General features: G+C 67.8%; 18 protein-coding genes. 11 read left to right on the top strand and 7 right to left on the bottom strand.

What is annotated here, in order from left to right; genetic code table 11:
- Nucleotides 1-30: 30 nt before the first annotated feature.
- Together xseA and queG are read right to left on the bottom strand one after the other, a co-directional pair.
- Nucleotides 31-1,362 carry an exodeoxyribonuclease VII large subunit gene (gene xseA, locus ACZK45_RS14750; protein ID WP_478444871.1) on the bottom strand — a complete coding sequence of 444 codons (1,332 nt, stop codon included), beginning with the start codon at nt 1,360-1,362 and terminating at the stop codon, nt 31-33.
- A 45-nt stretch (nt 1,363-1,407) separates the two neighbouring features.
- On the bottom strand, nt 1,408-2,478 hold the full coding sequence (gene queG / locus ACZK45_RS14745; protein WP_253143613.1) for a tRNA epoxyqueuosine(34) reductase QueG: 1,071 nt from the start codon (nt 2,476-2,478) through the stop codon (nt 1,408-1,410).
- A 23-nt stretch (nt 2,479-2,501) separates the two neighbouring features.
- Here queG and ACZK45_RS14740 point away from each other — a divergent pair, with 23 nt between their 5' ends.
- The 6 genes from ACZK45_RS14740 (at nt 2,502) to ACZK45_RS14715 (ending at nt 10,038) form a co-directional block, all read left to right on the top strand.
- The gene (locus ACZK45_RS14740; protein ID WP_478444870.1) at nt 2,502-3,986 is read left to right on the top strand and encodes an NAD(P)H-hydrate dehydratase; all 1,485 of its coding nucleotides are present in this window, start codon (nt 2,502-2,504) and stop codon (nt 3,984-3,986) included.
- Nucleotides 3,983-4,465, top strand: a complete 483-nt coding sequence (gene tsaE / locus ACZK45_RS14735) for a tRNA (adenosine(37)-N6)-threonylcarbamoyltransferase complex ATPase subunit type 1 TsaE (protein WP_049401237.1) — start codon at nt 3,983-3,985, stop codon at nt 4,463-4,465. The genes ACZK45_RS14740 and tsaE overlap by 4 nt, the downstream gene beginning before the upstream one ends.
- An 82-nt stretch (nt 4,466-4,547) precedes the next feature.
- On the top strand, nt 4,548-6,110 hold the full coding sequence (locus ACZK45_RS14730) for an N-acetylmuramoyl-L-alanine amidase (protein WP_032130507.1): 1,563 nt from the start codon (nt 4,548-4,550) through the stop codon (nt 6,108-6,110).
- Nucleotides 6,111-6,231: 121 nt separating this feature from the next.
- Nucleotides 6,232-8,139, top strand: a complete 1,908-nt coding sequence (mutL, locus tag ACZK45_RS14725; RefSeq protein WP_478444869.1) for a DNA mismatch repair endonuclease MutL — start codon at nt 6,232-6,234, stop codon at nt 8,137-8,139.
- An 11-nt stretch (nt 8,140-8,150) separates the two neighbouring features.
- A complete protein-coding gene (locus ACZK45_RS14720) occupies nt 8,151-9,083 on the top strand; it encodes a DUF1684 domain-containing protein (RefSeq protein WP_049401240.1) in 933 nt (310 codons plus the stop codon).
- A 1-nt stretch (nt 9,084) separates the two neighbouring features.
- Nucleotides 9,085-10,038 (top strand): TraB/GumN family protein, encoded by a 954-nt coding sequence (locus ACZK45_RS14715; protein ID WP_032130255.1) that lies wholly within the window; start codon nt 9,085-9,087, stop codon nt 10,036-10,038.
- Nucleotides 10,039-10,112: 74 nt separating this feature from the next.
- Here the strand turns inward: ACZK45_RS14715 and phaR are convergent, their stop codons facing one another.
- The 3 genes from phaR to gluQRS all read right to left on the bottom strand — a co-directional run bounded on the left by phaR (nt 10,113) and on the right by gluQRS (nt 12,514).
- Nucleotides 10,113-10,652: a polyhydroxyalkanoate synthesis repressor PhaR gene (gene phaR / locus ACZK45_RS14710; RefSeq protein ID WP_032130258.1), complete on the bottom strand. Its 540-nt coding sequence runs from the start codon at nt 10,650-10,652 to the stop codon at nt 10,113-10,115.
- Nucleotides 10,653-10,835: 183 nt separating this feature from the next.
- The gene (gene phbB / locus ACZK45_RS14705) at nt 10,836-11,576 is read right to left on the bottom strand and encodes a beta-ketoacyl-ACP reductase (protein WP_180836674.1); all 741 of its coding nucleotides are present in this window, start codon (nt 11,574-11,576) and stop codon (nt 10,836-10,838) included.
- Between the two features lie 17 nt (nt 11,577-11,593).
- Nucleotides 11,594-12,514, bottom strand: a complete 921-nt coding sequence (gene gluQRS, locus ACZK45_RS14700) for a tRNA glutamyl-Q(34) synthetase GluQRS (protein WP_478444868.1) — start codon at nt 12,512-12,514, stop codon at nt 11,594-11,596.
- Nucleotides 12,515-12,607: 93 nt separating this feature from the next.
- On the opposite strand from gluQRS, the gene htpX reads away from it, so the two are divergent.
- A complete protein-coding gene (gene htpX / locus ACZK45_RS14695; RefSeq protein WP_049457138.1) occupies nt 12,608-13,474 on the top strand; it encodes a protease HtpX in 867 nt (288 codons plus the stop codon).
- Nucleotides 13,475-14,174: 700 nt separating this feature from the next.
- On the opposite strand, the gene ACZK45_RS14690 is transcribed toward htpX, so the two are convergent.
- Nucleotides 14,175-15,002: an inositol monophosphatase family protein gene (locus ACZK45_RS14690; RefSeq protein WP_049401244.1), complete on the bottom strand. Its 828-nt coding sequence runs from the start codon at nt 15,000-15,002 to the stop codon at nt 14,175-14,177.
- 120 nt (nt 15,003-15,122) lie between these two features.
- Between ACZK45_RS14690 and ACZK45_RS14685 the strand changes: the two genes are divergently transcribed.
- The 3 genes from ACZK45_RS14685 (at nt 15,123) to ACZK45_RS14675 (ending at nt 18,995) form a co-directional block, all read left to right on the top strand.
- On the top strand, nt 15,123-15,893 hold the full coding sequence (locus ACZK45_RS14685) for an RNA methyltransferase (RefSeq protein ID WP_049423915.1): 771 nt from the start codon (nt 15,123-15,125) through the stop codon (nt 15,891-15,893).
- Nucleotides 15,894-15,969: 76 nt separating this feature from the next.
- Nucleotides 15,970-16,872, top strand: a complete 903-nt coding sequence (locus ACZK45_RS14680) for a phosphate/phosphite/phosphonate ABC transporter substrate-binding protein (protein ID WP_032952775.1) — start codon at nt 15,970-15,972, stop codon at nt 16,870-16,872.
- Nucleotides 16,869-18,995: a putative bifunctional diguanylate cyclase/phosphodiesterase gene (locus ACZK45_RS14675; RefSeq protein ID WP_049460742.1), complete on the top strand. Its 2,127-nt coding sequence runs from the start codon at nt 16,869-16,871 to the stop codon at nt 18,993-18,995. Before ACZK45_RS14680 ends, ACZK45_RS14675 begins: the two co-directional genes overlap by 4 nt.
- Nucleotides 18,996-19,068: 73 nt before the next feature.
- On the opposite strand, the gene epmB is transcribed toward ACZK45_RS14675, so the two are convergent.
- Entirely contained in the window at nt 19,069-20,085 is a 1,017-nt protein-coding gene (gene epmB / locus ACZK45_RS14670; protein ID WP_049401246.1) for an EF-P beta-lysylation protein EpmB, read from the bottom strand.
- A 120-nt stretch (nt 20,086-20,205) separates the two neighbouring features.
- Here epmB and efp point away from each other — a divergent pair, with 120 nt between their 5' ends.
- On the top strand, nt 20,206-20,772 hold the full coding sequence (efp, locus tag ACZK45_RS14665; protein WP_014037874.1) for an elongation factor P: 567 nt from the start codon (nt 20,206-20,208) through the stop codon (nt 20,770-20,772).
- Nucleotides 20,773-20,889: the final 117 nt, after the last annotated feature.

Here is a 20,889-nt window from a genome sequence, read left to right as displayed (position 1 = left end):
GTGCAGGGCGCAGCCCTGCCGAACACCCCTTTACTTGACCTGCACCTCGATCACGCCGTCGCCAACACGGGCCTGCAGGGCGTCACCCGGCTGCACCTGGTCGACGTGCCGCACCAGGGCACCATCGTCACTGCGGGTCAGGATGCTGTAGCCACGCGCCACGGTCGCCAGCGGGCTGACGGCTTCCAGCGAACGCGCCAGCCCGCGCAGGCGCAGTGCATCGCGTTCCAGCAGACGCTGCATCGCAATCTGCGGGCGCCCGCGCAGGGCTGCCAGGCGGCGCTGCATCGCGTCGAGCTGGCGTTGCGGATGGTGCCCGCGCAGCACCGCCGCCGCATGGCGCAGGCGCGCGGCACGGCGTTCCTGTTGCTGGTTGAAGGCGGCATGCAGGCGCCGACCCAGATCCAGTTGGCGGCGGCGCAGCAGGTCCAGCCGCGCCTGCGGGCTCTGTGCGTTCAGGCGCAGCAGGGCACGATCGGCGCGCTGCATCGCCTGCTGCATCGCATGCCGTTGCAGCTGCACCATGCGCGCCGCCGTGCGGCGCAGGCGCAGGGCCAGTTCGCGCTGGTCGGGTACCAGCAGCTCGGCCGCCACCGACGGCGTCGGTGCGCGCAGGTCGGCGGCAAAATCGCTAAGGCTGAAGTCGGTCTCGTGGCCCACCGCCGACACCACCGGCGTGTTGCAGGCGGCGATCGCTCGGGCCAGCGCTTCATCGTTGAAGGCCCACAGGTCTTCCAGCGAGCCGCCGCCGCGGGTCAGCAGGATCACGTCGTAGCGGCCACTGGCGTCGGCGGCCTGCAGCAGGCGGGTGATCTGCGCGGCGGCACTGCTGCCCTGGACCAGGGTCGGCAGCAGGTCCACTTCCAGCAGCGGGAAGCGGCGGCCGAGCACGCTCAGCACGTCGCGCACGGCGGCACCGGTGGGCGAGGTGATCACTGCCAGGCGCTGCACGTGCGCCGGCAGCGGCCGCTTGCGTGCCGGGTCGAACAGGCCCTCAGCCTCCAGGCGTGCCTTCAGCTCCTCGAAGGCGCGGCGCAGCGCGCCTTCGCCGGCTTCTTCCATGTGGTCCAGCACCATCTGGTACTCGCCACGGGCGTCGTACAGGGTCACCTTGCCGCGCACCAGCACGCGCATGCCTTCGCGCGGCACGAACTTCAGGTACTGCGCCTTCATCCGGAACATTGCTGCGCGCAGCTGCGCACGTGCGTCCTTCAGGGTGAAATACAGGTGCCCGGAGGCAGGGCGCGCCACGCTGCCCAGTTCGGCCTCGACCCAGATCGCCGGGAAGCTGCCTTCCAGCAGGTCGCGGGCCAGGGTGTTGAGCTGGCTGGGGGTGAGGATGTCGTTGTTGCGTGGCTGCATGGGAACGGCGTGCTGCGGGCGGAACGGGGGGCTCAGGATCGCACGTCAGCGCACCGTGTGCTGGCCCAGCGCCCACTGCACGTGTTCACGCACCAGCGGCGAGGGATCATCGATGCGGGTATGCAATGCGGCGAGCGCTTCGGCAGAGGACGGTGCGTTGCCCAGTGCCACGGCGATGTTGCGCAGCCAGCGTTCATGGCCACTGCGCCGGATCGGGCTGCCTTCGGTACGGCGCAGGAACTCGGCTTCATCCCAGGCGAACAGCTGGTCCAACCGCGCGGTATCGAGGTTGTTGCGCGCGCGGAAATCGGCTTCGTCGGTACGCTTGGCGAACTTGTTCCAGGGGCAGACCAGCTGGCAGTCATCACAGCCGTAGATGCGGTTGCCGATCAACGGCCGCATCTCTTCGGGAATGGCGCCGTCGTGCTCGATGGTCAGGTAGGAGATACAGCGCCGCGCGTCCAGCCGCTGCGGGCCGGTGATGGCCTGGGTCGGGCAGACATCGATGCAGCGCGTGCAGGTACCGCAGTGTGCTGTGGCCGCTGCATTGATCGGCAGCGGGATATCGATGTAGATCTCGCCGATGAAGAACCAGGAGCCGCCATGGCGGTCGATCAGGCAGGTGTGCTTGCCGATCCAGCCCAGGCCGGCATTGCGCGCCAGTGCGCGTTCCAGCACGGGGGCGGAATCGACGAATACGCGGTAGCCCAGCGGTGCCACTTCATCGTTGATCTGCGTGGCCAGCTTCTGCAGGCGGTTGCGCATCAGCTTGTGGTAGTCGCGACCCAAAGCGTAACGGGCCACGTAGGCGCGGCCCGGGTCGGCCAGGGTTGCCCAAGCTTCGGTGTCGTCCTTGTGGCTGTAGTCCATGCCCACCGAGATCACCCGCACGGTGCCGGGCAGCAGTTCGGCCGGGCGCGCGCGCAGGGTGCCGTGGCGCGCCATCCAGTCCATCGTGCCGTACAGGCCCTGGCCCAGCCAGTCGGCCAGGTGCGCTTCATCCTCGCCCAGCTCGATGCCGGCGATGCCACAGCGCTGGAAGCCATGCGCACGGGCGAGTTCGCGGATGCGCTGCACGGCCTGGGCCGGATCGACAGGGGCGGGGACGGTGGACATGTGCACCAGTATAAAATCCCCGCATGGCCAACCTTGCCGATCTGTTCGATTCCGCTGCCGCGCGTGCGCTTGATGCGCAGGCCTCGGCGCTGGCCGCCGAGGGCGGTTGGGGCCTGATGGCACAGGCCGGCCAGGCCGCCTGGCAGTGCCTGCTGCAGCATTGGCCGCAGGCGCAGCGGATCGGCGTGGTGGTTGGTGCGGGCAACAACGGCGGCGACGGCCATGTGCTGGCCCGCCATGCGTTGCAGGCCGGACGTGAGGTGACGGTGATCGCCTTGCCGGGGAAGCCACCGTCAACCGCGCTGGCACAGCGTGCAGCATCGGAATTCACATCCGACGGCGGCACCATCACCGATTTCGACGGCGCGCTTCCCGAGGCCGATATCTGGGTCGATGCACTGTTCGGGCTGGGCTTCGATCGCGTGCCGGAGGGCGTGGCGCGGACGCTGATTGCCGCGCTCAACGCGCAGGCGGCACCGGTTCTGGCGCTGGACGTCCCCAGTGGCGTGGATGCCGACCGCGGCGCCGTACCGGGCGAGGCGGTGAGGGCGGCGCTGACCGTGCAGTTCATCGTGCCGCATCGCGGGCTGTACACCGGCGATGCGCTGGACCATTGCGGGCGGAAGGCGCTGGCGCCGCTGCAGCTACCCGCGGCCGCATGGCAGGGCGTGTCACCCGCTGCGCAGCTCTGGACGCAGGTGCGCCTGCCAGCCCTGCTGCCGCCGCGCCGCACCAATACCCACAAGGGCGAATCCGGGCTCGTGCTGTGCGTCGGCGGCAACCATGGCAGCGGCGGCGCCATCGCCATGGCGGCTGAAGCGGCGTTGCGCGCGGGTGCTGGATTGCTGAGCCTGGGCACCCGCCGCGACCACGTTGGCCCGTTGCTGGCGCGGCTGCCCGAAGCCATGACCCATGCACTGGAAGATGGTGACGCGCTGCCGGCACTGCTGGACAAGGCCAGGGTGGTGGCGATCGGCCCCGGTCTGGGCCAGGACGAATGGGCGCGCGCACTGTTTGCGCGGGTGCTGGCCAGCCCCAGGCCACTGGTGGTCGATGCCGATGCACTGAACCTGCTGGCGCAGGATCCGCGCGCGCTGCCGGACGCCATCCTTACGCCACACCCGGGCGAGGCCGCGCGCCTGCTGGGTTGCAGCACGTCTGACATCCAGGCCGATCGCTTCACCTGCGCACAGGCACTGGCCGAGCGCTTCCACGCCGTGGTGGTGCTGAAGGGCGCCGGCAGCATCGTCGCAGCGCCGGGGCAACGGCCACGACTGATCGCGGCTGGCAATCCCGGCATGGCCGTGGGTGGCATGGGAGACCTGCTGACAGGCATCATCGCCAGCCTGCGTGGGCAAGGCCTGGCCGCCTTCGATGCCGCTGCCGCTGGTGCGCTGTTGCATGCGCTTGCCGGCGACGTCGCTGCCGCCGACGGCGCGCGCGGCCTGCTTCCAACTGATCTGCTGTCGCCGCTGCGGCGACTGGCCAACCCGGAACTTTCCCGATGATCGATTTCTTCCTTGCCGACAGCGCTGCCACTGAACTGCTCGGGCAGTGGCTGGCCGCCACCCGACCGCCGCAGGCGCTGGTCGAACTGCGCGGCGACCTGGGCGCCGGCAAATCCACCACCGCCCGCGCACTGCTGCGCGCACTGGGCGTGCAGGGGGCGATCCGCAGCCCGACCTACACCCTGGTCGAGCGCTATCCGCTGGCCAGCGGTGGCGAGGCCTGGCATCTGGATCTGTACCGGATCGGCCAGGCCGGCGAGCTCGATTTTCTCGGGCTGGACGAGGGCAGCGCGGTGTTGTGGCTGGTGGAATGGCCGGAACGCGGCGCTGGCGCGCTGCCGCCGACCGACCTGGTGGTGGCGCTGGAGATCGAGGGGCAGGGGCGTCGCGTCCGTCTCACTGGAGCCAGCGACGTCGGACATGAATGGCTGGAACGGCTCCCCCAAGGGGGCGACTTGCAGGCCATTTCTGTCGGCTGACGAGAACAAACACCGGCAGGTTACGGATTATTAAGGAAAAAGGTGTTGCATTCCGTTCAGCGCGGTGATTGAATCCTGAGCCATGCGCCCGGGGAACCGTCTCATTGCCATCTGTGCCGCCGTCGGACTGAGTCTGGCGAGCGTCAGTGCGTGGGCCGGTGAAGTCCGTCAGGTCCTGCTGAATACCGGCGCCACCGGCACCCGTGCCGAGATCTCGCTGGTCGGCAGTGGCGGTTACAAGACCCTGTCGTTGGCCGGTCCGAACCGCCTGGTGGTCGATTTCCCGGACTCCAGCGCCATACGCAACCTGAAAATGCCGGCCGCGCAGGGTGTGGTCACGGCGGTGCGTACCGGACAGCCGGTGCCGGGGACCTTCCGTGTCGTTTTCGACCTCGCTGAATCGGTGGCGCCGTTCCGCCCACAGATGCAGCGCGAAGGCAATGAATCCAAGCTGGTGATCGAATGGCCGGGCGATGGCCCGGCCGTGGCCGCCAGCCGCCCGCCAGCGACGCCGGCGGTGCAGCCGCAGGCACCGGTCAACACGCCCGCACCGACGCCGGCCGAGAGCGCGCAGTCGCGCAACGACGCCGCGCGCGCCACCGCGCTGTTGACCGCGCAGGTACAGCAGCAGGCCAGCGCCGCCGCTGCCACACCGGCCACTCCGACCCCGGCCCCGTCCACTGCACCGGCCCAGGTCGCGGCAGCGGGCACGGCTGCCAGCAGCACGCCGTCCGCATCGCCGGCTGCCATCCTTGCCGGCCAGCGTACCGCCGCCGTGGTAACCACGCCGCCGGCCACAGCGCCTGCACCGGTTCCGACCACGGTGGTGCCACCGCGTCCGGCCATGCCCAGCGATGCCTCGCGCATCCGCATGCAGGCTGGCATGCGCCACCTGGTGGTGGCCATCGATCCGGGCCACGGCGGCCAGGACCCCGGTGCGATCGGCCCGACCGGCAAGCGCGAGAAGGATGTGACCCTGGCCGTAGCGCGTGAGCTGGCCCGTCAGGTCAACGCGACGCCGGGCCTGAAGGCCTACCTGACCCGCGACAGCGACGTGTTCATTCCGCTGCCGATGCGCGCGCAGAAGGCGCGTGCGAACAAGGCCGACATCTTCATTTCGATCCATGCAGACGCGGCGGAAAACCGTTCGGCCACGGGCTCGTCGGTGTACGTGCTGTCGACCAAGGGCGCTTCTTCGCAGCGCGCCCGCTGGTTGGCGGACAAGGAAAACGCGGCCGACCTGGTCGGTGGCGTGCGCCTGCAGCAGACCGAAGGCACGCTCGCCAACGTGCTGCTGGATCTGGCCCAGAGCGGCTACATGAAGGCGTCCGAGGACGCCGCCGGCCATGTGCTGGGCGGCCTGAAGCGGATCGGCAACAACCACAAGCCGAACATCGAGCGCGCCAACTTCGCGGTGCTGCGTACTTCGGACATGCCGGCGATGCTGGTGGAAACCGCGTTCATCTCCAATCCGGATGAAGAGCGCCGCCTGATCGACCCGGCCTACCAGCGCAAGATCGCCGGTGCGGTGCTGGACGGCGTGCACACGTTCTTCAGCCGTCAGCCGCCGCCGGGCACGTTGTATGCCGCCCGGGCCCAGGCCGAGATCGACGCCGCCGGCACCATGGCCGGCGGCAGCAAGTAACCCGCCAAAGGCGGGTTACTGCTTTCTGTAGAGTCGAGCGGCGCTCGACCGGGCCTTCCCGGTAGCCCGTCAGTCGAGCATGGCTCGACTCTACCCTCGGCCGCTCCGTTATCATCCCCGCATGACGTCTGCTACCCATCCGCGCCCGATCCGGCCGTTGCCGGAGATCCTCATCAACCAGATCGCCGCTGGCGAAGTGGTCGAACGTCCCGCGTCGGTGGTCAAGGAGCTGGTCGAGAACGCGATCGATGCCGGCGCCAGCCGCGTTGATATCGATCTTGAGGAGGGCGGTGTCCGCCTGATCCGCATCCGTGACAACGGCAGTGGCATCGCACCGGAACAGTTGCCGCTGGCGGTGTCGCGCCACGCCACCAGCAAGATTGCCGATCTGGACGATCTTGAATCGGTGGCCACGCTCGGTTTCCGGGGTGAAGCGCTGCCGTCGATCGCCTCGGTCAGCCGCTTCACCCTGTCCTCGCGTCGCGCACATGACGAACACGGTTCGGCGCTGCAGATCGAAGGCGGCAAGATCGGCGAAGTGACGCCGCGCGCGCATGCGCCGGGCACCACGGTGGAAGTGCGCGAGCTGTTCTACAACGTACCGGCGCGGCGCAAATTCCTGCGCGCCGAGCGCACCGAGCTGGGCCATATCGAAGAATGGCTGCGTTCGCTGGCGCTGGCGCGGCCGGATGTCGAACTGCGCGTCTCGCACAACGGCAAGGCCTCGCGCCGCTACAAGCCGGGCGATCTGTATTCCGATGCGCGATTGGCCGAAACGCTGGGCGAGGATTTCGCCAACCAGGCCGTTCGCGTCGACCACAGCGGTGCCGGCCTGCGCCTGCACGGCTGGATTGCGCAGCCGCATTATTCGCGCGCCAGCGCCGACCAGCAGTACCTGTACGTCAACGGCCGCTCGGTGCGCGACCGCGGCGTCGCCCATGCGGTGAAGATGGCCTATGGCGATGTGCTGTATCACGGCCGCCAACCGGCCTACGTGCTGTTCCTGGAGCTTGACCCGACCCGCGTCGACGTCAACGTGCACCCGGCCAAGCACGAGGTGCGCTTCCGCGACTCGCGGCTGGTGCATGATTTTGTCTACCGCACGCTGAAGGATGCGCTGGCCGATACCCGCGCCGGCATGTCGGTGCAGGACATCGGCGCCGGCTCCGCGCATCCGGTGGATGCAGGCGCGGCACCGATGCTCTCCAGTGCGGGTGCCTCCGGTTTCGGTCTGGTACGCGGTGCCGCACCTGGGGCCGGTTCGAGTGGTGGCGGTGGTGGATTCTCGGGTTGGCGCCCGCAGCAACCGCTGGGATTGCAGGTGGCCGATGCACCGGCGGCTTATGCCGCGTTGTATGCCGCACCGGCCGGCGCCGAACGCGGTGCTGCGCTGCCGCCGATGCCGACCGAGAACGGGCTGCCGGTCACCAGTGCCGACGCTGGCGTGCCACCGCTGGGCTACGCGATCGCGCAGCTGCATGGCATCTACATCCTGGCCGAGAACGCCGAAGGCCTGATCGTGGTCGACATGCATGCGGCACACGAACGCATCGGTTACGAGCGGCTGAAGAACGCGCACGATGGCATCGGCCTGCAGTCGCAGCCGTTGCTGGTGCCGATCACGCTGGCGGTGGGCGAGCGCGAAGCCGACACCGCCGAGAATGAAAGTGAAACCTTGGCCGCACTCGGCTTCGAAGTGACCCGTGCCGGTCCCGGTGCGCTGCACGTGCGCAGCATTCCGGCGCTGCTGGCGCATGCCGAACCGGAAGGCCTGCTGCGCGACGTGCTGACCGACCTGCGCGAACACGGCCAGAGCCGGCGCGTGGCCAGTGCACGCGACGAACTGCTGTCGACCATGGCCTGCCATGGCGCGGTGCGCGCCAACCGGCGCCTGACCGTGCCGGAAATGAACGCGCTGCTGCGCGACATGGAAATCACCGAGCGGTCCGGCCAGTGCAACCACGGCCGACCGACCTGGGCCCGTTTTTCGCTGGCGGAGATTGACCGCTGGTTCCTGCGCGGACGTTGAGGGGAGCATCGATGCGTTATCGGGGAATGGGCGGCCTGCTGGCCGCTTTGGTGTTGGCCGCCTGCAGCCCGGCGACGCCGCCGGCACCAGCCTCGGCCGCGGAGGATCCGTCCTATGCCGCCGAGCAGCAGCAGTGGCGGGTGGCACGCTATCAGGACCTGACCCGGCCCGATGGCTGGACCGCGCTGGTCGGCCTGCACTGGCTGCAGAACAAATCCCACTTCGTCGGCAGCGGCGCGACCAATGGCATCCGCCTGGCGGTTGGGCCGGACAAGCTGGGCCTGCTGCGCCGTGAAGGCAGCCAATGGTGGTTCACGCCCGAAGCCGGCGTGGATGTCAGCCATGATGGCCAGCCGGTGCGCGGCCGCATCCGCATCGACACCGACAAGGATGCGCAGCCGACGCTGCTGGCTTTCGATGGCGGCAAAGGCCAGCTCAGCATCATCCGCCGCGGTCCGCGCGATGCGCTGCGGGTCAAGCACGCCGATGCGCCGGCACGTCGCGATTTCGGTGGGCTGGAGTACTGGCCGGGCGGCCCGGACTGGCAGGTGCAGGCGCGCTTCATCGCGCACCCGCCGGGCAAGACCCTGCCCATCGTCGACATCACCGGCCTGACCACCGAAATGCCCAATGCAGGCGCGGTCGAGTTCCAGCGCGATGGCCGCAGCTGGCGGCTGGAGGCGATCGGTGCGCCGGGGCAGCCGCTGTTCCTGATCTTTGCCGATCGCACCAGTGGCCGTGGCAGCTATCCGGCCGGTCGCTATCTGGATACCGATGCCCCCGCTGCCGATGGCACCGTGCGCATCGATTTCAACCATGCCTACAACCCACCGTGTGCGTTCACCGCCTACGCGACCTGCCCGTTGGCGCCACCCGAAAACCGGTTGGACCTGCGTGTGGAAGCGGGCGAGAAGGCGTACCACCTGCCTGAAGGAGAAGGCTGATATGCCGATCAGATCCCTGTTGCGTGCCACCGTTCTGTTGGCGGCCTGTGCGCTGGCACCGCTGGTTGCAGCGCGTACCGTGCAAGCCGATACCGCTGGCGCAGCGGCGGCCAAGCCGCCGGTGCCGTTGCTGTGGAAAGTGACCGGCCCGGGTGACTCGCGCCTCTACCTGCTCGGTTCCTTCCACCTGCTGAAGCCGCAGGATTACCCGTTGTCGCCCGATGTTGAACAGGCGTTCGAGGCCTCGCAGCGGGTCGTGTTCGAACTGTCGCCGGAAGACATGCAGTCACCACAGCTGGCCAGCCGCATGGTGCAGGCGGCGGTGCGCACCGATGGCAGCGAGCTCAAGCGCGATCTGGATGCTGCGACCTGGCAGAAGCTGCAGGTGTTCGCCACCGAAAACAAGCTGCCGCTGGCGCAGATGCAGGGGATGAAGCCGTGGTTTGTCGGCCTGAGCATTTCGGTCGGGCAGATGCAGAAGCTGGGCCTGGACCCGGCACTGGGCCTGGACCGTCACTTCATGGAGCGTGCGCAGAAGACCGGGCGCAAGACTGCGGGACTGGAAGACATCGACACCCAGATCGGCATGCTCGACGGAATGACGCTGCAGGAACAGCGGCAGATGCTGGCCGAAGCGCTGGACCAGGCCGGCAAGGCCGACGAGCAGGCACGCCAGCTGCACGACGCCTGGCGCCGCGGTGACGAGCGCGTGCTGTGGACCCGGATGGCGGCGGAAATGCGCCAGCAGTATCCGCAGCTGTATCAGCGCATCAATACCGGCCGCAATGACGCCTGGGTGCCGAAGCTGCTGCCGTACCTGCAGGCAGGGCAGGGCGGTACGCTGGTGGTGGTGGGCACGCTGCACCTGCTGGGCAACGACGGCGTGGTCGAGAAGCTGAAGGCGAAGGGTTACAAGGTCGAGCGCGTATGCACGGGGTGCAAGGCGAAACGCTGACGTATCGTTGGCGCGATGCCAAACAAAACGGCGCGCCAGGGGCGCGCCGTTTTCGTATCAGCCGTTGCAGCAGCTCAGCGGCGGGTCTTGCCGCCGGTGCCGGTGCCCGGTTCGTTCGGCTTGTTGCCGGTACCTGCGCCGGTTCCCGTTCCGGTGCCGCCCGGACGCGGGCCACCGAAGCCCGTGCCCATGTTGCGCTGGAATTCCTGCCACAGCTCCAGGTTGCGCTCGGTCAGCTGGTTCATCATCGCCCACGGGGTCTGCCCCAGCAGGTTGCCCATCTGCTGGCGGAACTGCTGCTGCTGGTCGAGGAAGACCTGCATGCTGCGCTCCAGGTAGTTGCCCATGAAGCCCTGCAGGGAGTCGCCGTAGAAGCGGATCAGCTGGCTCAGCAGCTGGGTGGACAGCATCGGTTCGCCGTCCTGTTCCTGGTCGGCGATGATCTGCAGCAGGACCGATCGCGTGAGGTCGTCGCCGCTCTTGGCGTCGCGGACTTCGAAGTCTTCACCGTCCAGGATCAGCTGGCGCACGTCCTCGATGGTGATGTAGCTGGAGATCTCGGTGTCGTAGAGACGGCGGTTCGGATACTTCTTGATGATGCGGGTCGCAGCCATGAAGCGGTACTCGTCACAGTAGACGCGCAGCATGGCGCAGTGCAGCAGCCGTTGCAACCGCCTCAGCCCCCGCCAGGCTTGGCTTTCGGCGGCGATCATGTTGCGCAACAAGGGTTTGCGTGCTGCGCAGCATGACCATCGGCAGGGGCCGGCGGCGTTCGCAGCGAGGGCCCGCTGCGCGGCTTACCAACCCATATGGTGGCCGCCGTTGATGTCCAGGTTGCTACCGGTGATCCACGAGGCTTCATCGGCGACCAGGAACGAGACGCCGTAGGCGATTTCCTCCGGCTTGCCCAGGCGTCCGGTGGGGATGTCGGCGATGATCTTGGCACGCACCTCCTCCGGCACCGCCATCACCATGTCGGTAGCGACGTAGCCGGGCGAAATCGTGTTGACGGTGATGCCAAAACCGGCGTTCTCGCGGGCCAGCGAGATGGTGAAGCCGTGCATGCCGGCCTTGGCCGCCGCGTAGTTGGCCTGACCGTACTGGCCCTTCAGGCCGTTGATCGAGCTGATCTGGATGACCCGGCCCCAGCCGCGGCGGCGCATGCCCTCGATGACCGGACGGGTGACGTTGAACACCGAATTGAGATTGGTGTTGATCACATCGTGCCACTGGTCCGCGCGCATTCGGTGGAAGGTGGTGTCGCGGGTGATGCCGGCGTTGTTGACCAGGATCTCGACCGGGCCGAGCTCGGCCTCGACCGCGCGCACCATTGCCTCGGCGCTGTCCGGATCGGAGACATCACCCGGGAAGATCGACACGTTGTAGCCGCGTTCGGTCATCGCCTGCAGCCAGGCCCGGGCCTTGGCTTCGTCGCGGTAATTGGTGGCGACCCGGTGGCCCTGGTCGGCCAGGCGTTGGCAGATGGCGGTACCGATGCCGCCGGTTCCGCCGGTGACCAGTGCGACGCGAGATGTCATGGAATGCTGTCCGGGTATCAGGTGGGGGAAGGGTGATTCTGCAACATCGGCGCGGAAAGTGCGCCGGCCGGCAACAGGATGTCGCTACGCGGCAACCGCGCCGGGTCGAAGGCCTGTCGAGCGGCGGCCAGCAGCGCGTCCAGATCGTGTGCCTGCGCCAGCGCCTCAGGGGCTTGGCCGAGCAGCTGCCAGAGCTGGCGCAGCACCGGCAGCGGGCGTGCGCTGTCCACCGGCAGCGACGCCAGCGACTTGGACAGCTTGTGGCCCGGCGCATCGAGCAGTAGCGGCAGGTGCCAGTAGCGCGGTACCGCCAGGCCCAGCGCCTGCTGCAGCAGGATCTGCCGCGCGGTGGAGTCGAGCAGGTCGGCACCGCGCACCACTTCGGTCACCCCCTGCGCGGCGTCATCGACCACCACCGCCAGCTGGTAGGCCCAGCAGCCATCGGCGCGGCGCAGCACGAAGTCGCCGACCTCGGCATGCACGTCCTGCTGCTGCGGGCCGCGCAGGCCATCGTCGAAGTGCACAAGGCTGCCGGGCGGCACGCGGAAGCGGACGGCCGGGTCCGGTCGTGGTTGCCGGGCGACGCAGCGGTGATGGATGCCGCCGCTGGCGGCAAGGTCGCTGCGGCTGCAGTGGCAGACAAAGGCCTGGTCGCTGGCGAGCAGTTCATCCAGCGCGGCCTGGTAGGCCTCGCCGCCCGTGCTCTGCCAGAGTACCGGGCCATCGTGGACCAGGCCGAACGCGGCCAGCGCCTGCAGCTGTGATTCCGCCGCACCGGGCACGGTGCGCGGCGGGTCGACGTCTTCGACGCGCAGCCGCCACAGGCCGCCGTGATGGCGGGCGAGCAGCCAGCTGCCGAAGGCGGCGAGCAGGGATCCGGGGTGGAGCAGGCCGGTCGGCGAAGGGGCGAAACGGCCGCAGGGAATGGGGGAGGTCATGCTGGCTGAATCGTCGGTCAGGTTGGCGCTTGAATTCAAGCTGACCGCACCGCAAATTGATCGATATCGACCCCTTCCGAGCCGGAATTTCCCATGTTCACCCGTATTGCCCTCTTCCTGGCCACGAACTTTGCCGTGCTGATCCTGGCCAGCATCGTGATGTCGCTGTTGGGAACCGACCCCAGCAAGATGAGCGGCCTGCTGATCATGGCCGGCATCTTCGGTTTCGGTGGCTCCTTCATCTCGCTGCTGCTGTCCAAGTGGATGGCCAAGCGCTCCACCGGTGCGGTGGTCATCACCGAGCCGCGCAACCAGACCGAGCGCTGGCTGCTGGCTACCGTCGAGCGCCAGGCCAAGGCGGCCGGCATCGGCATGCCCGAAGTGGCCGTGTATGAAGGTCCGGAGATCAATGCCTTCGCCACCGGTGCCAACCGCAACAACGCGCTGGTCGCGGTGTCCACCGGCCTGCTGCACAACATGAGCGAAGACGAGGCCGAAGCGGTGCTGGGCCACGAGATCGCCCACGTCGCTAACGGTGACATGATCACCATGGCCCTGCTGCAGGGTGTGCTGAACACCTTCGTGATCGTGCTGGCCCGCGTGGTCGGCGGCATCATCGACAGCGCACTGTCGGGCAACCGCGAAGGTGGCGGCCGCGGCTTCGCCTACTACATCATCGTGTTCGTGCTGGAGATGGTGTTCGGCCTGTTCGCCACCATGATCTCGATGTGGTTCTCGCGCCATCGCGAGTTCCGCGCCGACGCAGGCGGTGCCTCGCTGGCCGGCCGCCAGAAGATGATCGCCGCGCTGGAGCGCCTGCAGCTCAACCACGGCCAGAGCACGCTGCCGACGCAGATCGCGGCGTTCGGTATTGCCGGTTCGACCGCGAAGAAGCTGTTCATGAGCCACCCGCCGCTGGAAGAGCGCATCGCCGCGCTGCGGGCGTCGACGGTGGCGTAAGCCTCCGCTTCCAAGGCAGTGCAGGAACGCCTGGCCTCGCGCCGGGCGTTTTTGTTTGCGCGCGCACGCATGGGTGGCACCGGATCGTTTCCGCGCCTGCGGGGAGATGTCACTTTCTTTGCGCGCAAAGAAAGTAACCAAAGAAACGCTCCGCTAGCCGCGAGCCGTCGCTACGCGCCGGTCCCCTGCGCTTCTCGGTGAATCAGGGGGCGGTGCCGAACTCGCTGCGCTCAGACATCGGCACCTCTTCGCCCCTGATTCCCCTGCGATGCTCGGCTCGCTCAAGGCGGACTGGAAAGTCAAGATCAACGGCAACAGCATCCACGCATGGCGTGGATCTACTGGGTGCAGCTGTGGCATTTGACCTTGGGTCCGCCTTGAGCGAGCCGAGCACCGCAGGTCCGGCGAGGGCGAAGAGGTGCGGGTGTCTGAGCGCAGCGAGTTCCCGCACCGTCCCTCGACGGACCGAGGAGCGCAGGGTACCGATGCACAGCATCGGCTCGCGACCTGGCGGCGTGTTTCTTTGGTTACTTTCTTGATGACGCACATCCGTGTGCGCCACCCTACGGGCCGGCTACGCCGTTCCACGCTGCTCCTGCAGCGTGGTGCACGAGCAAAGAAAGTGACAAGCACGATCACCGCGGATACGAAAACGGCACCTTCGCAGGTGCCGTCTCCATGAACCGCGTCTACGCGCAGATCAGAACTTCGCGTCGAACTCCGCCGCGTAACCGGTGTTGACCAGTACCTTCTGCAGCGACTCGGCCACCTTCAGGTTGCCGGCCACGATCTGGTGGGTCTCCGGACCGCGGTTGTCCATGCGGCCCAAGGTGGCGCCCTTGAAGTCGCAGACCTTGCCACCGGCCTCGCGGACCAGCAGCAGGCCGGCAGCGATGTCCCACGCCTTCACGCCAGCTTCGAAGTAGGCGTCGGCGCGGCCGCAGGCCACGTAGGCCAGGTCCAGTGCCGCCGAGCCGGTGCGGCGGATGTCTTCGCCGTGTACCAGCAGGGCGTCGACCGCCTTCAGCTGGGCGCTGGCGCGGTTGCGCTCACGCGGCGCGAAGCCGGTGTGGATCATCGTGCCTTCCAGATCCTTGCGTTCGGCCACGCGGATGCGGCGGTCGTTCAGCACGGCGCCGGCGCCACGGCTGGCGGTGAACAGTTCATTGCGCAGCGGGTCGAAGATGACCGCATCGGTCGGCTCGCCATTCTCGACCAGGGCGATCGACACGCAGTAGTGCGGCACGCCGCGCAGGTAGTTGCTGGTGCCGTCCAGCGGGTCGATGACCCACATGTGGCGACGCTCGCCCTGCACGCCGCCTTCCTCGCCGAATACACCGTATTCGGGGTAGGCGCGCTTGAGTTCCTTGACGATGACCTTTTCCGCGTCCGCATCCACTTCGCTGGCGTAGTCCATCCGGCCCTTCTGCACCACGTTCAGTGCCTCGAGCTTGTTGATGTTGCGCAACAGGACGTTGCCGGCGAGGCGGGCGGCCTTGACCATGACGGTTACGGCGGGTTTCTGCATGGCGTGGGCTCCCGGAAAGGCAGAAGAGATGGACTGGCGGGGGAAAAGAGCGGGTCCGGCGCAGTGGCCGGCCGCACAGTTTACCATTGGTCATCGTCCAGCTCGACCTTTTCCCTGTTCATGTCCCAGTTTCCTGCCGCCACCCGCCTCCGATTCGTCCTGGTCGGTACCCAGCACCCCGGCAACATGGGCGCCGCCGCCCGCGCCCTGAAGACCATGGGCCTGGCCCGCCTGGTGCTGGTTGCCCCCGAAAAGCCACTGGACGAGGAGGCCTTCCGCCGCTCGGCCGGTGCCGAAGACGTACTCGGTGACGCCCCGGTGGTGGCCACCCTGGCCGAAGCCGTGGCCGACTGCCGCTTGGTGCTGGGCTGCACTGCACGTGCCCGCCGCGTCCAGCTGGAGGAATACCTGCCCGCCGATGCCGCTGCCCGCGCGGTGGCCAAGGCCGGCGAGGGCGCCGAGGTGGCGCTGGTGTTCGGCCGTGAGCGCACCGGCCTGACCAACGAGGAACTGCAGCTCTGCCATGCAGCGGTGCACATCCCGTCCGACCCGGAGTTCAGCTCGCTCAACCTGGCTGCCGCCGTGCAGGTGCTGGCCTATGAAACGCGCATGCAGCTGCTGGGCGCGCAGCCGGCCACCGATGCCGAGCCCGGCTTCCGCGAACAGGCGGCCAGCCACGAGCAGATGGAGAGCTTCTTCGCCCAGCTTGGCGACACGCTGGACGAGATCGATTTCCACAAGGGCCGCGCCCCGGAATCGGCGATGCGCAAGCTGCGCCGCCTGTTCCTGCGCAGTGAGCCGAGCGAGCAGGAAGTGCGCCTGCTGCGCGGCATCCTCGCCGACACCCAGCGCATGGCGCGACTGGCCCAGGCAGGCGGCAAGGACAGCTGACGACGTTCTCATTTTTTCGGGTAGTCTGTCCGGATACCCAGGGGGGATGAAGCCTGTGTCGGGTCTGCGAAAGGCAATGCAGGGGGGACTGCTGAGCCTGGCCATGGTCCTGCTGGCCGGGACGGTGCGTGCAGCACCGGACCCGGTGCTGGTGTTGGGCCGGATCAGCGATGATCCCAAGGCCCATTACGAGCAGCTGCAACCATTGCTGGACTACGTGGTGGCGCGCATGCACGACGTTGGCATCAAGGAGGGGAGGATCCTGATGGCACGCGACCCGCAGCAGATGGCCAGCTATCTGCGGCGGGGCAGGGTCGACTGGGTCACGGAAACCTCCGGTACGGCGGTGGCGCTGGGCCAGCGCAGTGGCGCCCGTCCACTGCTGCTGACCGAGCGCAACGGCGTGCGGGATTACCAGACGGTGTTCTTCGTGCGCCGCGACAGCCCGATCCAGCGCGTGCAGGATCTGCGGGGCCATCGCCTGGCCCTGCAGAACACGGCGTCCACCAGTGCCTATCTGGTGCCGGTGATGACGTTGCTGCAGGAGGGCCTGTCGCCCCAGATCCTGGCCGGAGCATGGGACATGCCGGGCCGGGACAGTGTGGGTTACGTATTTGCACGCAGCGAGCTGAACATCGCGACGTTCGTGCACAAGGGGGTGGTTGACGTGGGGGCGGTGAGCAGCGTGGACTGGAACGACGAGCGGCGGATGCCGGCAGCGTTCCGGCGCGACTTCCGCGAGCTGCTGCGCACCGAGCCCTACCCGCGTGCGGTGGAGATGGTCCGCGCCGACCTTGATCCACGCGTGCGCGATCGCCTGCAGGAAGTACTGCTGCAGGCAGCCAGCGACCCGCAGGCACAGGGGGCGCTGCATCGATTTTTTGGCACTTCCGGGTTCCACCGCGTCGATGCGCATGCGCAGCAGCGGTTGGATGAATTGAAACAAGGATTGACGCGCGTGCGGATGGAAGTGGAATGAAGTGGCTTGGCTCGGGGATGCAGGCCCGGTTCCTGCTCGCGATGGGCGGGGCGATGGTCGTGGTGATCGCGATCCTTGCGGTGTTGTTGGGGCGGCAGGCCGCGATGCAGGGCGAGGTGCGCAACCTCAGCGGCGGCGTCATCCATGAATTGTTCGACCGCAGCGTGCGCAGTCGCGGCGAGGCGATGGCGCGTGAGCTGTCCGACGCGCTGGCCAACCCGTTGTACTACCGTGACCTGGACCAGGTGGGCGTACTGGTGCGCAGTACCGCGCGCCAGCCCGTGGTGCGCTATGTACTGGTGTTCGATGAACGCGGCCGGCTGGTACACGATGGCTCGGTCGAGGTGTCTGGATTCGGTCAGCCGATGGCCGATCCACTGGCACCCAAGGCCGCGGCCGCGCAGATGCTGGTCGTGCAGGAATCGCCGAAGGTGCTCGACAACGCCATGCCGATCATGATCGGCAACCAGCGCATTGGCGGCGTCCGGGTCGGCATGGCGCTGGATGAGGTGCAGCAGCGCGAGCAGGCGGCCAACGCCACCCTGGGCGAGCGCCTGCAGCAGGTTGGCAGCCGTCACCTGGGCTGGCTGCTGCTGATGCTGGGCCTGCTGGTGGTGATCGGCGTGGTGGTGATCCTGTACGTGCAGCGCACCCTGGTCGCGCCGATCCGTGATCTTGCCGTCGCCGCCCGCCGCATCGAGGCCGGTGACTACCAGACACCCTTGGCCGAGAACACCCGCGACGACGAGGTCGGCGAACTGGTCCGCGGTTTCGCCCGGATGCGCGATGCGATCGCACGCCATGACCGCGAAGTGCGGCGCATGGCCTATACCGACGCGCTGACCGGGCTGACCAACCGGCTGGCATTCCGCGAGGCGCTTGATCATCGGTTGATGGCGGCCCGTGCCGCCAACCACCGGCTGGGCCTGCTGTTCGCCGATATCGACGATTTCAAGCGGGTCAATGACACCCTTGGCCACGAGGCCGGCGATGAGGCATTGCTGCAGTTCGCCCAGCGTATCGGCCGCGCGGTCACCGAGGCCGGGGGCGATGAAGCCCTGCTGGCCCGCTTCGGCGGCGACGAGTTCGTGATCCTGGTCGGAGATGGCGACGTGGCGGCCAATGCGCGGCTGCTGGCCGAAGTGCTGGTGCGCGAGCTGGGCAAGCCGCTGGTGGTGCAGGGCAGGGAACTGTTCCTGGGTACCTCGATCGGCGTGACCCTGTTCCCCGACGATGCTGCCGATGCGACCACGCTGCTGAAGAACGGCGACATCGCCATGTACCAGGCGAAGATGGCCGGCAAGAACTGCTATCGCTATTACAGCCGGGCGATGGACCATGCGGTCGAGCGTCGCGTGCATATGGAACAGGAGCTGCGCGGCGCCTGGGAGCGCGGTGAGCTGCGCCTGGCCTACCAGCCGATCTTCCGCATGCGCGACCGCCGCATGGTCGGTGTTGAAGTACTGCTGCGCTGGCAGCATCCGACCCTGGGCACGATCCCGCCCTCGGTGTTCATCGAGGTGGCCGAGCAGAGTGGCCTGATCGAGATCATCGGCCCGAAGGTGCTGCGTGCGGCCTGCATGGAGGCTTCGCAGTGGCCGCGCGGGGCAGCGGGCGATGATCTGTTCGTGTCGGTCAACGTGTCACCGCGGCAGCTGCGTGGCGGCGAACTGCCGGCACTGGTCGCGCAGTGCCTGCATGAGTCCGGGCTGCCGGCGTCGCGCCTGCACCTGGAGCTGACCGAAACCGCCGTGATCGGCGACGAGATGGTTGCCGCGCAGCTGCTGGACAAGCTGCACCGCACCGGCGTGAAGGTGTGGCTGGACGATTTCGGTACGGGCTTCTCCGGGCTCAGTCATCTGCGCCAGGTGCCCGTGGACGGCGTGAAGATCGACAAGAGCTTCGTTGCCGACATGCAGCGCGATCCCGACGACCTTGCGCTGACCACGGCGATCATCGCCATGGCCCACGCGCTGGGCATCACCGTGGTGGCCGAGGGCATCGAGCAGCAGGCACAGTTCGAGCTGCTGGCGCAGCGCGGCTGCGACCTTGGCCAGGGCTACTGGCTGAGCCACCCGGTGACCGCCACCGAAGTGGTGCGGATGATCGAATCGGGCGTCTGACCCCAAGAAAGGGGACGGAGGGAATTAAGTCGCAAATGCATAAGCGACTTAATTCCCTCCGTCCCCTTTTTTGTTACAGCGGGCGCTTGCTCGGGTCGCCGGGCAGTTCGCGCACCAGCTTGGGGATCAGGTAGCCGGACAGGCGTGCGGTCAGGCCGGCAATCAGCGCCTTGGCCTGGGTGTCGTCCACTTCGAAGTGGGCCACGCCCTCGACCCGGTCCAGCTGGTGCAGGTAATAGGGCAGCACGCCAGCAGCAAAGCTGCGCTCGCTCAGGTCCTGCAGGGCCTGCACGCTGTCGTTGACCCCGCGCAGCAACACCGCCTGGTTCAGCAGCTGGGCGCCGGTACCGCGCAGGCGGGCCATCGCTGCGTCCACGCTGGCGTCGAATTCATTGGCGTGATTGGCGTGGACCACGATCGCCAGCGGCCAAGGCAGGCTGCCCAGCCAGGAGACCAGTTCATCGTCCACGCGCTCCGGCAGCACGATCGGCAGTCGGGTATGGATGCGCAGGCGGCGGATGTGCGGTATCTGGCGCAGGGCGTCGGTCAGTTCCACCAGCTTGTGCGTGGCCAGCGACAGCGGGTCACCGCCGGACAGGATCACCTCGTCGATGTCCGGGTCGGCGGCGATGGCGGCTACGGCCTCCTGCCAGCCGCCCTTGGCGGCGTTCTCCGCGCCATAGTCGAAGTGGCGGCGGAAACAGTAGCGGCAGTTGATCGCGCAGCTGCCGGTGGCGACCAGCAGGGCGCGGCCACGGTACTTCTGGATGACGCCGGTGGCCTTCTTGGCTGCGCCATCGCCCACCGCATCGAAGCTGAACCCGGGCGCCGGGTGCATTTCCTCGTCGATCGGCAGCACCTGGCGCAGCAGCGGGTCGGCCGCATCGCCGGGGCGCATGCGGGCCACGAAGCCCTCCGGCACGCGCAGCGCGAACTGGGCCATGGCCGCCTCCGAGACACCCAGCGCGGCCGGGTCCAGCTGCAGCCGGGCCAGCAGGGCGTGCGGGTCGCGCAGCGCCTGGCGCCAGAGCTGCTGCCAGCGCGCGGGCGCACCTGGCGACTGGGGCCGTGGGAAGGCGGAAAGCTGCATGGAGAGGGGGCCTGCGGTTATCATGGGGGCAGAAAAACAGTCGCCCACCGGCATCCGGTGGGCTTTCCATTCTAACGGCTCGCCGCACCCGCGGCGTTTTTGCCACTCAGGAGTTTACGCATGGCCAGCTACGGCATGAACGACGTCAAGAACGGGATGAAGATCCTGGTCAACAACCAACCGGCCGTCATCATCGACACCGAATACGTCAAGCCGGGCAAGGGCCAGGCCTTCACCCGCGTGAAGTACCGCCTGATCAAGGACGGCCGTACCCAGGAAGTCACCATGAAGTCGACCGACTCGCTGGATGCAGCCGACGTCGTCGATACCGACATGAACTTCATGTACAGCGACGGCGAGTACTGGCACTTCATGGACCCGGAATCCTTCGAGCAGGTCCAGGCCACCAAGGCCGGCATGGGCGGCGCCGAGAAGTGGCTGAAGGGCGAAGAGTCCTGCGTGGTCACCCTGTGGAACGGTGAGCCGATCTTCGTGCAGCCGCCGAACTTCGTTGAACTGAAGATCACCGAAACCGATCCGGGCGTCCGTGGCGACACCTCGGGCGGCGGCGGCAAGCCGGCCACCCTGGAAACCGGCGCCGTGGTCCGCGTGCCGCTGTTCGTGAACCAGGAAGAAGTGATCCGCGTCGACACCCGTTCGGGCGAATACTCCGCACGCGTCAAGTAATCCGGCGCAGCCGGATTACGGTAGTGCCGGCCGGTGGCCGGGTACGCGCCATCGCATTCGCGCTGGCGCTCCCATGATCTGCTTCGGCAGATCATGGGCCCCGCTTCACGAGTCTCC

This window comes from Stenotrophomonas sp. 63632_Sma, assembly GCF_056482875.1.
The sequence above is the reverse complement of the archived record's forward strand: the minus strand, read 5'-3'. Positions and strand labels throughout refer to the sequence as shown.

What these genes read in the sequence shown, in the direction of transcription:
- mutL (WP_478444869.1), top strand. Translation starts at nt 6,232, where the DNA reads ATGACGTCTGCTACCCATCCGCGCCCGATCCGGCCGTTGCCGGAGATC.
- tsaE (WP_049401237.1), top strand. Translation starts at nt 3,983, where the DNA reads ATGATCGATTTCTTCCTTGCCGACAGCGCTGCCACTGAACTGCTCGGG.
- phaR (WP_032130258.1), bottom strand. Translation starts at nt 10,652, where the DNA reads ATGGCTGCGACCCGCATCATCAAGAAGTATCCGAACCGCCGTCTCTAC.
- htpX (WP_049457138.1), top strand. Translation starts at nt 12,608, where the DNA reads ATGTTCACCCGTATTGCCCTCTTCCTGGCCACGAACTTTGCCGTGCTG.
- ACZK45_RS14690 (WP_049401244.1), bottom strand. Translation starts at nt 15,002, where the DNA reads ATGCAGAAACCCGCCGTAACCGTCATGGTCAAGGCCGCCCGCCTCGCC.
- ACZK45_RS14675 (WP_049460742.1), top strand. Translation starts at nt 16,869, where the DNA reads ATGAAGTGGCTTGGCTCGGGGATGCAGGCCCGGTTCCTGCTCGCGATG.
- ACZK45_RS14715 (WP_032130255.1), top strand. Translation starts at nt 9,085, where the DNA reads ATGCCGATCAGATCCCTGTTGCGTGCCACCGTTCTGTTGGCGGCCTGT.
- gluQRS (WP_478444868.1), bottom strand. Translation starts at nt 12,514, where the DNA reads ATGACCTCCCCCATTCCCTGCGGCCGTTTCGCCCCTTCGCCGACCGGC.
- ACZK45_RS14720 (WP_049401240.1), top strand. Translation starts at nt 8,151, where the DNA reads ATGCGTTATCGGGGAATGGGCGGCCTGCTGGCCGCTTTGGTGTTGGCC.
- queG (WP_253143613.1), bottom strand. Translation starts at nt 2,478, where the DNA reads ATGTCCACCGTCCCCGCCCCTGTCGATCCGGCCCAGGCCGTGCAGCGC.
- ACZK45_RS14680 (WP_032952775.1), top strand. Translation starts at nt 15,970, where the DNA reads ATGCAGGGGGGACTGCTGAGCCTGGCCATGGTCCTGCTGGCCGGGACG.
- efp (WP_014037874.1), top strand. Translation starts at nt 20,206, where the DNA reads ATGGCCAGCTACGGCATGAACGACGTCAAGAACGGGATGAAGATCCTG.
- ACZK45_RS14730 (WP_032130507.1), top strand. Translation starts at nt 4,548, where the DNA reads ATGCGCCCGGGGAACCGTCTCATTGCCATCTGTGCCGCCGTCGGACTG.
- epmB (WP_049401246.1), bottom strand. Translation starts at nt 20,085, where the DNA reads ATGCAGCTTTCCGCCTTCCCACGGCCCCAGTCGCCAGGTGCGCCCGCG.
- ACZK45_RS14685 (WP_049423915.1), top strand. Translation starts at nt 15,123, where the DNA reads ATGTCCCAGTTTCCTGCCGCCACCCGCCTCCGATTCGTCCTGGTCGGT.
- xseA (WP_478444871.1), bottom strand. Translation starts at nt 1,362, where the DNA reads ATGCAGCCACGCAACAACGACATCCTCACCCCCAGCCAGCTCAACACC.
- phbB (WP_180836674.1), bottom strand. Translation starts at nt 11,576, where the DNA reads ATGACATCTCGCGTCGCACTGGTCACCGGCGGAACCGGCGGCATCGGT.
- ACZK45_RS14740 (WP_478444870.1), top strand. Translation starts at nt 2,502, where the DNA reads ATGGCCAACCTTGCCGATCTGTTCGATTCCGCTGCCGCGCGTGCGCTT.